Genomic DNA, 10,372 nt, shown 5'->3' with positions numbered 1-10,372 from the left:
ATTTTTAACAATACAAAAAAGGCGACTTCCTTTTGGAAATCGTCTTTTATTTATCACTTCAAAAATTCGTACTTAAATAAGAATGGTACAATTTCAGAGTTATAATACTCTTTTAGCATTGTTTTCAAAGTATATAAGTGTCCATTTAATTCAGGATAGTCATAGATTGTTTTATCATTTTCATCTTTTTCAGATGTGTTAAGCTCATCAATAATCTGATAAACTGAATACGTTAATTTAGAATTATAATTTTCCGTTTTCTTAGCTTCTGTTAGGACTTTGTTCCATTGTTCAAATAAAGTAGTTTCTTTAGAACCTTGTTTCAATTTTGCTAAGTTGACTGTTGCTAGCGTATCTCCATTAGAGTTATCCAGTGACAACTCATTGCGGTAGAATCGTCCATCAGAGTCATATAAGCTTCTCATGTGATTTTGCGTTTCAAGTGTTGTGAAGAGCAGAATTTTCAATAAGTCTTGTTCAATCTTGTTACTTGATACAGATTTATTAAAACGTTCAGCACCATCAGCAGATTTCATAATATTAGCACGCTGTGTCCAGTGACGATTATAAGTAATGTAGCGACTGGCGGCAAACATTGGGAGTTTTTCTAGGAAATTGTCTTTTCTTAATGGGAAATACCCTGCACCATTATATAGACTAGCAACTAGTAGAGAAGATGCCAAGTCAGGATTGTCAAAATTCACTCCAGAAGCTCGCAAATAGCCAATTAGATTGTTATTTATAATTGTCTGAGAAGTAATCTTATTCGTGCCTACTAATTTTGCTCCATTTAACCCCAATACAAAATCAGATAATTTATCGTCACTAAATTTCCGTTTGTCGTAATACACATTACTATATTTCGTATAAATACGATTGATAGTTAAATCTTCTTCTTGTAAGATTTCGTTATTGACTATATTGAATGCTTCAAGGGTAATATTATCTAATTTTTCATCTACATTTGACCAAAGAATACAAGAAACTAGTGCATCAATTTTAGTGTGAAAATGTCTTCTGTTGAAAGCAAATCCTCTTTCAAATTTTTTATCAATGAGGTGAATTTCTTTCCAATATTTAATTGGGCTATAAATAATGTAGCTATCAGTAGGCTGACGAAGATAATATTTGAAACCACTCCAAATAAAGATGTTTCCCATCTCATTTACGCCCATTCCCTTGATTTCTTGTTTCATCTGTTTCATTAAATAACTTTGTTTCCATTGAGATGATGATGAAGTCTTTTTTGCTTTTTGATGCTCTATACTGCGTGTATCTGCATAGGGTGGGTTTTCATACAAAATAATTGTTACTTTTGGGTCGTTGATATAGCGTTGAATAATTTCATTATTGATATATTCCTCGCTAAGAGCATCAGCTCCTCGGACTAGCCCCATATTAAAAGTATCTTCTTTTTCAGTTGGTGGAATGATATGACGGACTTTATCTCCAAGTAATTCCAGCAGAACCTTGTATTCATAATATTCTATAGTTGAAAGAACACAGTGACTTAATTCCTCGTCGCTCATCAATTTCTCAAGGTTTCCAGTTCCAGCACATCTATCCAAAATAATATAATCATTTCCTTCTGGAACACGTTTAATAGCTTGTCGGACTAGCTCCAATGACTTTTGAACATAAGGTTCAGGAGTGTAGAAAGCTCCTAAATTTTTCTTTTGCAAAGTATCATTGAGTTTATCCATCAAATATTGAAATTGAACATTAGTTTCACCGATATAAGGATTGATAAACTCTTTTAGTTTTTCAGGTTTCCGAATTTCACCAATAATTTTAACTTTACCAGTATGGTCACCGATAAAATCAGACTTTTTAGCTCCTTTGTTTTCACGATAAAAACGTTCTGCCCAACCAACAATACAGTTTTCGTCAATGTTAATTTTTGTGTATTGTTTTGAACGCAGTAAAATAATGAGACGACTTTCGTCTAGTTGGCTTTGACCGTATTCTAAAACCTCAAGAGGAGCATCAGAAGAAAAACCAGAGGTTTTTACACTTGCACCACCAAAATATACTTTTTCGATATGTGTTAAATATTCCTGACTATCAAAAACGTAGATTTTTTCATTCGTTAGCGACACAAGTAGAATGTTTTTGGGAATTTCTTTTCCTTTGATTCTCCGAGCAGATAGATATTTGATGGCTTGGAATAGAACAGAGTTAATATCATTGATAACAACTTTAAATTCAATCAGATTTCCATTTATAATACCATCTGTATAATCTGTTAAAATATCATCTGTTTTCAAAGTTTTATCAACAAGAGGTAGATAATCTTGATAAAACTTTAGTTGTCCATCAACTTCGTTTGAGAAATGGTTAGGCATATTGTACCTCCCCATTTCTCACTAAAAACAACTCAGAAAACTCAACATAAAAAGCCTTCTCAAAAAAATGTGAGAAAACCTGTTTTAGGGGTTGACAAAAAACACGTCCGGTTACATAATCAGCGTGAGCCTGTGAGCCTGTGAGCCTGTGAGCCTGTGAGCCTGTGAGCCTGTGAGCCTGTGAGCCTGTGAGCCTGTGAGCCTGTGAGCCTGTGAGCCTGTGAGCCTGTGAGCCTGTGAGCTGTGATTGCGTTCATACCAATCATTTCCTTTACTAATTTGATAAGTCTATTATATCAAAATTTTGGAATCTTGTATAGTAGAAGTTTACATTTTTATTGACTTATATTCTTGTTTTCGATATAATGTAATTACGAAGTGAGGAGTACAAGTTATGAAGTTTGAATTTAAGTCATTATTCGATTTACAATCTGCTTTTCCTGACGAACAGTCATGTATAGACCATTTAGAAAACATGATTTGGGGCGATGTGATTGTCAGCCCTTTTGATGCTACTTCAAAAGTCTATAAATGCAGGAGAAATAAATATCGTTGTAAAAATACTGGCAAATACTTCAATGTCAAAACTGGCACTCTTTTTGATAATACTAAGATTGAATTGCGTAAATGGTTCATGGCGATTTGGCTTGTAACTTCCCATAAAAAAGGGATTTCTTCGGTACAACTGTCAAAAGATATTGGCGTTACGCAAAAAACAGCATGGTTCATGCTGGAACGTATTCGCAAATGCTTTGGTACTGAAAACGGAAATAGTCTTGATGATGTCGTAGAAGTTGATGAAACCTATATTGGCGGTAAAAACAAGAATCGCCATAACTCTAAGAAAGTCAAAAACGCACAAGGACGTTCATTGAAAGATAAATCTGCTGTAGTAGGTATGGTACAACGCCAAGGAAAAGTCAATGCTCATCATGTGCCAGATACAAAGACAAAAACATTGACCGAGCAAATCATCAAATATGTCAAAGAGACTGCTCAACTTTACACAGACGAATGGCTGGGTTATAATAAAGTGGCTAAGATGTATCAACATAACTTTGTAAATCACGGTGCTCGTGAATATGTGCAAGGCGATGTTTATACTAACACGATTGAAGGCTTTTGGGCTGGATTGAAACGTGGAGTATTAGGAATTTATCACTCATGGTCTAAGAAATATCTTCAAGACTATGTAGATGAATTTGTTTTCCGTTATAATACTCGTGATTATTCGGATAGTCAGCGTTTTAATCTCTTACTTTCAAATGCCTGTGTCCGTAATAAATATAGGGAGCTAATTTATGGCTACTAATATACTAAATGATTTACATTTTGAATTGGAAAGGTCTATTTCTCGAAGAGTTGACAGTAAACTAATTGGGTATCAGGTTAGTCTTTCTGATAGATTTTATGACAAGTATACGAAATTCTGGAATAAGAAGTACAGTTTTGATTTTGTTACTAACCATCGTTCTTTTTACGCTCAACTAACAAAGACTTGTGTCTACGATGCGTTGAAAGAAAGCCTTAAAAAAATAGATAGAAAAGCAATCACTAAACACATGGCAGAGCTGGAAGCCTTGATTGATGTCGCAGAAAGTAAGGAGGAATTTCAGAACTTTTTTGAGAAAAAGTATAGTCTCAAATTCCCTGATTTGGATGACTGCGTTTATCCAAAGAAAAAAGAACTATCTGATTTTGATAAAAAACTTTGGATAGCCATGCACTATAACCCTAGAGAAAATAAGGGGGAACAGTAATGACAACATGGTATGATTATATGGTAAGAGCCAGCAAACATGCTGGAAGTGATGGTGATTTATGGTTTCGTTATCTTTACAAGGTTATTCAAGACGAAGAGACTAAATTAACAACTGAAGATGTTGAACAGTTATTAAAAAATCCTACTCTGACACCGTTTCAAAAGATAACTTTGCAAGATGCTTTAATGGACGGTACTCATACAAGAGAACATGTCTTACAAGCCAATCGTAAAAGTCAACCGAAAGACATTTTAAAGCTGTTTAGAGAGGGGAACTATGGATAAGAAAATCTTATTTGAAGCTCTCAATGCTGAATTAGATAAAGAAAACATTGAACTTGAAATTATCTGCGTTGGTGGTTTCGTCCTTTAGTATTATAATCTTCGAGGAACACAAGATGTCGATGCCTTTTATCAAGAAGATGCTAAAATCAGAAGTATCATCGAGAAAGAGTTGGTAATGATTTCGGAGTGAACGAGCCTGATGAATTGTGGTTGAACAACAATGTAGCTAATATGAATAGAATACCGCCACGTTCCATCTGTGAGAAGGCATACGGCTATTCAAATCTGACAGTCCTTGTACCGCCACTTTCCTACATTCTCGGAATGAAGCTAGACAGCGGACGAGATAGGGATAGACAAGATGCTGGGGAGATTATTAAGTTAGTGAAAATTCGTTCTATAAAAGATGTTATCACTAAACTCAAAGAATACGGATTTCAACCTAATATAGTGGATTGAAAATAGATTAGGACAAAGTATAGAATAGCTAACAGTATTAGCGTTTATCAAAACGATTCATCGATGTCCTGATCTTGATTCAAATAACTATATTTCAATGGTTTTAGAAGTTTTTGAAATAGCCTATGGTATGGAATGGTTGGCAGAGTATATGAACGAACACTATGAAGAATTTAGGCGTTATTAAAAGACGATTTCCGTTTGGAAGTCGCCTTTTTTGATATTCACACAAATACTATATCTTGTGATTGGTGTAAACTGGTATATAGTTCCCTAAATTTTTTAGTAATGATACAACATGGTGGTTATGTAATCGATAACCTTCGATCTCCCTGTCACTATCTTGCTCATCTCAGATGTGTTGCGCGCTATTTGATCACGCGGGAATGCTATATGGAGCTCTCAAACTACTGTGATTTACTTATTCTAAGACCATAACGCCTTCTTCAATTTTAAAGGGTTCTGCTGTGTCAATCCGATCATAAAAGAGTACCCCATTGAGGTGGTCTATCTCGTGTTGCACCACAATAGCGTTGTAGCCTTTTAATTTGATTTTGTGTTTTTCACCATCTTTATCACAATATTCGATAGTGACACGAGAATAGCGAGGCACATAGCCTTCCACCACCCGATCAACGGAAAGGCACCCTTCTCCGTCTGCTAGTACGGTCTGCTGGATGGAGTGAGAGACAATCTTAGGGTTATACATAACCACTTGCAGGCTATAGGCTTCAGTTGGTGGTTTGCCTTCCTCGTCTTCAAGATTGGGAACAAGTGCAGCAATGATGCGGCTTGAAATGCCTAACTGTGGTGCAGCCAAGCCGACTCCGCCTCTGAGACCAAATTTTTCAGCCATGACAGGATCTTGCGAATGCTTTAAAAATTGTAGCATTTTTTCTCCCAAGATGATTTCTTGATCAGACAGGGGGAAAGTGACTTCTGAAGCCTTGGTTCGAAGGATAGGATTTCCCTCACGGACAATATCAGTCATGTCGATCAAATGCGAGGCTTTGGTAAGTTTATCAATAGTTGACATAAGATTTCCTTTGCTAAATTTATACTGGTTTGTATCCTTACTATACCATAAAATACAAGTCAGTTAAAGTCTTGGATAAGGTGGGGTCTCAAGTCAAGGAATCATTTTCTAAAAAATCGAACAATATTTAGACTTAATACAAAAAATATTCGCTAAAACTATTGAAAAACACTCAAAATCCTGCTAAAATAAGGTATCATTTTATTTTTAGAGGAGAATTGTTCATGACCTTGAAGAAACAGGCTACTTCAGAAAAGCTTGCAGACCAGATGCTCTATCAGATTGAGGATAAACCGCCTCTTGGAGTATCCCTTGTTTTGGCTTTGCAGCATATTTTGGCAGCTTTTGCAGGGATTATTGCTGTGCCTTTGGTTGTTTCAGGAGCACTTAAGCTTAGTGTCGAAGAAACGTCTGTCATGGTTTCGGCGTCTATTTTTGTAGCAGGTCTAACCACGATGTTACAATCCAAGGGTCTAGGACCTGTCGGTTCACGTGTATCAGGTATGATGGGGACGGACTTTACCTTTGCCAATCCAGCCATTTCTGTTGGTAGTCGCTTTGGGATTGCTGGTATAGTAGGAGCCACCATTGCGGGATCTTTGGTGGAAATCATCCTTAGCCGCTTTATCAAACCGTTAATGAAGTTCTTTCCCCCACTTATTACAGGGACAGTTGTTTCCTTGATTGGGATTACGCTCTTACCTGTCAGTATGGACTGGGCAGCGGGTGGTTTTGGAGCTGAAGACTATGGCTCGGTGGAAAATATCAGCATTGCTTTTGTAATCATGGTTTTTACCCTTATCCTAAGTCATTATGGAAAGGGCATGTGGTCGACAGCATCTGTCTTTATCGGCATGATTTTTGGTTATCTGCTTTGCATTTTCCTTGGAAAAGTAGACCTATCGTCTGTTAATGCTGCTGCCTGGTTTGCCTTTCCAAAGATTTTTAACTACGGTGTCATCTTTAATGCCTCAGCAATTCTCTCCTTTTTGCCAGCCTATGTGGTGTCTTTGATTGGTACGGTAGGCATCATGATGGCTATCGGTGAGGCTTCTAGCACCCAAATGACTAGCGAGAGAGCTGCCAATGGTGTCTTGGCAGATGGTGTCGGCTCACTGCTTGCAGGTGTTTTTGGAGCAGGGCCTAACACAGCCTTTTCTCAAAATGTTGGCTTGATTACCCTTACAAAGGTAGCCAGCCGTCATGTCATGATTCTTGCTGGTTTGATTTTGGCCATTCTGGGCGTCTTTCCAAAGTTGTCAGCCTTGATTTCGGTGATGCCACAGCCTGTTTTAGGGGGTGTTGGTGTGATTATGTTTGGGCTTGTGGCCGCACAAGGGATTAAGACCCTGGCGACTATCAAAATGGGTGACCGCGAATTATTGATTATCTCCATTGCCTTCGCACTTGGTATCGGAGTGACTGTCCGTCCGCAACTGCTGACAAGTTTACCAACGCCAATCCAAATGGTACTATCTTCTGGTATTTCTACAGGAACTTTAGCAGCCTTGATTTTAAACCTTGTTTTAAAAGACAAAAACTAAAAAATGTTAAGATAAGCTTGATAAGCGACTGGGGTTGGTGCAATCGTAACACTCTCCAATCACTCATTCAAAATTGTTTTAACGACATCATCACATATTAAAAAGGCCTTATGTCTTCTTTCAAGAGGGGTAAGGCCTTTATGATGTTCTTGGAAAGAGTCGTGATGGTCAAAAATAGTATCAGTAGTCTAGTTGAGCAGGGGCTTTGGCTGTGTATGTCTGTAGATAGAAGTGGCTCTCTATTTTGGTAGCAGAGGATCGGCACAAGGGTTAAGGATTTTTCCAAAAAATTAGCCTTATTCTTGGATGGCCAGGTGCTGAAGTTTTTGGCGTTCTGTGATGGTATAGGTCTTGGAGCTGGTTTTTGAAAGGAGTTTTTCGTCGACCATCTGCTTGATGACACGGCTCAAATGGCGATAGCTTGTCCCAAAAGCATCTGCTAAAAGCGATAATTCTAGGTGATAAAGGTCTTCTTGGGCATGCTTTAGGATATGGGTCGCTAATCGTTCTTTGACAGAGTAGGTGATATTAGCAGCTGAGCTGATGTTTTGCTGATAACATTTGTGGGCAATCTCACGTCCGATGTGATAAAGAAAGATTGGGTCAGCTAATAAGGCTGTTTGATGGCACAGGGGAAGCTGGACTAAGACACACTCTGTTAGAGTGATGACTGAAGATACGGCAGGTCTTTGGGTTAGGAGTTCAATGTCCCCGATAATCGTCGGCTGCTCAATGGTTTCTAAGATGTGCTCTTTGCCATTGGCAGAGTGGCGAATAACCTTGGCCCTGCCAGATAACAAGTAGGCAATGTGCTCTAGGGTATCTCCTTGAGAGCAGATTAACTGGCCTTTTTGATAGGTCATGACTTGTAGGTATTGGTGGTATTTTTCTGGGAAGAAGTGAGCGATAGCCTCATCTTTAAGGAAGTTGGTCAAAGGGTTTATGTTTTTCATTTTGTATCCTTTTTAGGACATAGGTCCTATTGATATGTGCTAAGATTCATTATACTGGGCATAGCTATATTCTGCAAGAAAGGTTTATCATGAAATCAACTCTCGAAAAAGCCAGTCTACTCTCCCTATCTCTGATGATGGTCTCGACCTTTGCGGTGTCACCAGCCCTTCCTTCGATGATAGCCCACTTTGAGCGCTACGGCTATAACGCCTCACAAATCGAGCGACTTGTTCCCTTATCTTCCTTTGCGATCATGGCAGCTTTGCTCTTAAGCCCGATCATCAATCGCTACTTGAAAGAGCGAGCTGTTATCATCATCGGGCTTCTCCTTTTATCTATCGGAGGTAGTTTGCCAGTCTTTATGCCGTCTTACCCAGTGATGTTTTTATCTCGCATTCTTTTAGGAAATGGCATAGGCATGCTAAATGCCCGTGCTATCAATGTCATTAGTGAGCGCTTTACAGGAAAAGATCGGACACGAATGTTAGGGCTTAGAGGGTCTATGGAAGTTTTAGGCTCAGCCCTCTTGACCTTTATAGCTGGTCAGTTGTTGGGCATTTCCTGGTCAGCCTCCTTTGCCATCTATGGCTTTGGCTTGGTGGTTTTGGTTCTCTATTTAGCTTTTGTCCCCGATACCCCATCGTCTGCTCAAAAACCTGTCGCCGTCTTACCCAAGCATGCGACACTCTCCAGCAAACATCTGCTTTATACACTGTGCATAGCCTTTTACGCTGGCTTTATCATCTTGGTTAACTCTTCGGTGACCATTCGGATCCCTCAAGTTGTTGAGCAGCTAGGGCTTGGGACCGCGACCCAGTCTAGCCTCCTCCTTAGTGCCATGATGATCGTGGGGATATTGGCAGGCGCTCTCTATGAGCCCTTGATGGCTGTTTTTGGCAAATTCTTCCAAGCCAGTATTAGTCTGGTATTTGCCTTGGGTTGTCTAGTCCTTTGGCGAGCTGACAGCTGGTTACTCTTAGTTCTAGGGGCTTTAGCGACAGGTTTTTGCTACTCCTTGGCTGTGACCTATGCCTTTCACACAGTCTCAGAAAAGATGCCTCATCACCTAGTGACCACTGCTACGACCATGGTACTCTTGGGATGCAATCTAGGGGGCGGATCAACCGCCCTAGCACTCCAGCTGCTAACCCATCTGGCACCAGGACCGACAGCTGTTTTTGGCTGGTATGGATTATTGCTATTGAGCATGACAGCAGTCTTGATGCTTGCTCTAGGCTATCCTCCAAAAAGAAAATAATTGACCCTCCATCAGGAATTTGATAAAATGAAAGGGTCGATCATCGGCAAAACCAACTTTTTCTTGGTTTTAGGCATGCCAATCCTAAGACTCGGATCAAGTAAAAAAAGGAGAACATACAATGGCAATCTCAAAAGAGAAAAAAAATGAAATCATTTCACAATACGCTCGTCACGAAGGTGATACAGGTTCAGTTGAAGTACAAGTTGCAGTATTGACTTGGGAAATCAACCACCTCAACAGCCACATCAAAGAGCACAAAAAAGACCACGCAACATACCGTGGTTTGATGAAAAAAATCGGTCATCGTCGTAACCTCTTGGCATACCTACGCCGCACAGACGTTAACCGCTACCGTGAGTTGATCCAATCACTTGGACTACGTCGTTAATCTAAGACTCAAAGCCGTATAGTGACACACAGCGAAATAGGAAAGGAAACAAACGACGCTAGGCGTCTAATGGACTCTATCTTTTCGCCAAGTGTCGTGCGATTTTCATTAAACTCTTCCGTTTGGGAGAGTTTTTTGCTTTCTTTCCATCTTTATATTTGTTAGATAATGCAGCTTTAGTTCTAAGAACCTGTATTCACAAAATGATAAAGCCCTTAAAAGCCGACTAATGTGTGATCGTTTGACAAAAGCAACCTCTGATGATACGGACTTTTCAACATCCTTAGCTAATCTTCGAGAGTGGTTCAACCAAGCAAAAGTTCGCTCAACAACCCAAT

At 39.1% G+C, this 10,372-nt stretch carries 9 protein-coding genes; 6 read left to right on the top strand and 3 right to left on the bottom strand.

Translation table 11 applies throughout. The features are described 5' to 3' along the window. Positions 1–53 precede the first annotated feature (53 nt). A complete protein-coding gene (locus tag ACMZ6Z_RS08570) occupies positions 54–2,345 on the bottom strand; it encodes a hypothetical protein (RefSeq protein WP_416132134.1) in 2,292 nt (763 codons plus the stop codon). Between the two features lie 394 nt (positions 2,346–2,739). Here ACMZ6Z_RS08570 and ACMZ6Z_RS08565 point away from each other — a divergent pair, with 394 nt between their 5' ends. From ACMZ6Z_RS08565 to ACMZ6Z_RS08555, 3 genes are read left to right on the top strand one after another with little or no spacing between them, the layout of a single operon-like run. Then, complete coding sequence (locus tag ACMZ6Z_RS08565; protein ID WP_416132133.1) at positions 2,740–3,657, top strand: IS1595 family transposase; 918 nt, start codon at positions 2,740–2,742, stop codon at positions 3,655–3,657. Continuing rightward, a complete protein-coding gene (locus tag ACMZ6Z_RS08560; protein ID WP_416132132.1) occupies positions 3,647–4,105 on the top strand; it encodes a hypothetical protein in 459 nt (152 codons plus the stop codon). Before ACMZ6Z_RS08565 ends, ACMZ6Z_RS08560 begins: the two co-directional genes overlap by 11 nt. Next, on the top strand, positions 4,105–4,392 hold the full coding sequence (locus ACMZ6Z_RS08555) for a hypothetical protein (protein ID WP_416132131.1): 288 nt from the start codon (positions 4,105–4,107) through the stop codon (positions 4,390–4,392). Before ACMZ6Z_RS08560 ends, ACMZ6Z_RS08555 begins: the two co-directional genes overlap by 1 nt. Before the next feature lie 880 nt (positions 4,393–5,272). Here ACMZ6Z_RS08555 and def read toward each other — a convergent pair. Further along, on the bottom strand, positions 5,273–5,887 hold the full coding sequence (gene def / locus ACMZ6Z_RS08550) for a peptide deformylase (RefSeq protein WP_416132130.1): 615 nt from the start codon (positions 5,885–5,887) through the stop codon (positions 5,273–5,275). A 224-nt stretch (positions 5,888–6,111) separates the two neighbouring features. Between def and ACMZ6Z_RS08545 the strand changes: the two genes are divergently transcribed. Further along, positions 6,112–7,431, top strand: a complete 1,320-nt coding sequence (locus ACMZ6Z_RS08545) for a nucleobase:cation symporter-2 family protein (RefSeq protein WP_416132129.1) — start codon at positions 6,112–6,114, stop codon at positions 7,429–7,431. Between the two features lie 296 nt (positions 7,432–7,727). Here ACMZ6Z_RS08545 and ACMZ6Z_RS08540 read toward each other — a convergent pair whose 3' ends face one another. After that, positions 7,728–8,384: a cyclic nucleotide-binding domain-containing protein gene (locus tag ACMZ6Z_RS08540; protein ID WP_416132128.1), complete on the bottom strand. Its 657-nt coding sequence runs from the start codon at positions 8,382–8,384 to the stop codon at positions 7,728–7,730. Positions 8,385–8,473: 89 nt separating this feature from the next. Here ACMZ6Z_RS08540 and ACMZ6Z_RS08535 point away from each other — a divergent pair, with 89 nt between their 5' ends. Next, positions 8,474–9,643, top strand: a complete 1,170-nt coding sequence (locus tag ACMZ6Z_RS08535) for an MFS transporter (RefSeq protein ID WP_416132127.1) — start codon at positions 8,474–8,476, stop codon at positions 9,641–9,643. A gap of 121 nt (positions 9,644–9,764) precedes the next feature. Then, a complete protein-coding gene (gene rpsO / locus ACMZ6Z_RS08530; RefSeq protein WP_062711346.1) occupies positions 9,765–10,034 on the top strand; it encodes a 30S ribosomal protein S15 in 270 nt (89 codons plus the stop codon). The last annotated feature ends 338 nt before the right edge of the window (positions 10,035–10,372 follow it).

This window comes from Streptococcus pluranimalium, assembly GCF_047785705.1.
Classification (GTDB): Bacteria; Bacillota; Bacilli; order Lactobacillales; family Streptococcaceae; genus Streptococcus; species Streptococcus pluranimalium_A.
The sequence above is the reverse complement of the archived record's forward strand: the minus strand, read 5'-3'. Positions and strand labels throughout refer to the sequence as shown.

Excerpts from the sequence above, each read along its gene's own strand:
- ACMZ6Z_RS08570 (WP_416132134.1), bottom strand. The coding sequence starts at position 2,345 with ATGCCTAACCATTTCTCAAACGAAGTTGATGGACAACTAAAGTTTTAT.
- ACMZ6Z_RS08565 (WP_416132133.1), top strand. The coding sequence starts at position 2,740 with ATGAAGTTTGAATTTAAGTCATTATTCGATTTACAATCTGCTTTTCCT.
- ACMZ6Z_RS08560 (WP_416132132.1), top strand. The coding sequence starts at position 3,647 with ATGGCTACTAATATACTAAATGATTTACATTTTGAATTGGAAAGGTCT.
- ACMZ6Z_RS08555 (WP_416132131.1), top strand. The coding sequence starts at position 4,105 with ATGACAACATGGTATGATTATATGGTAAGAGCCAGCAAACATGCTGGA.
- def (WP_416132130.1), bottom strand. The coding sequence starts at position 5,887 with ATGTCAACTATTGATAAACTTACCAAAGCCTCGCATTTGATCGACATG.
- ACMZ6Z_RS08545 (WP_416132129.1), top strand. The coding sequence starts at position 6,112 with ATGACCTTGAAGAAACAGGCTACTTCAGAAAAGCTTGCAGACCAGATG.
- ACMZ6Z_RS08540 (WP_416132128.1), bottom strand. The coding sequence starts at position 8,384 with ATGAAAAACATAAACCCTTTGACCAACTTCCTTAAAGATGAGGCTATC.
- ACMZ6Z_RS08535 (WP_416132127.1), top strand. The coding sequence starts at position 8,474 with ATGAAATCAACTCTCGAAAAAGCCAGTCTACTCTCCCTATCTCTGATG.
- rpsO (WP_062711346.1), top strand. The coding sequence starts at position 9,765 with ATGGCAATCTCAAAAGAGAAAAAAAATGAAATCATTTCACAATACGCT.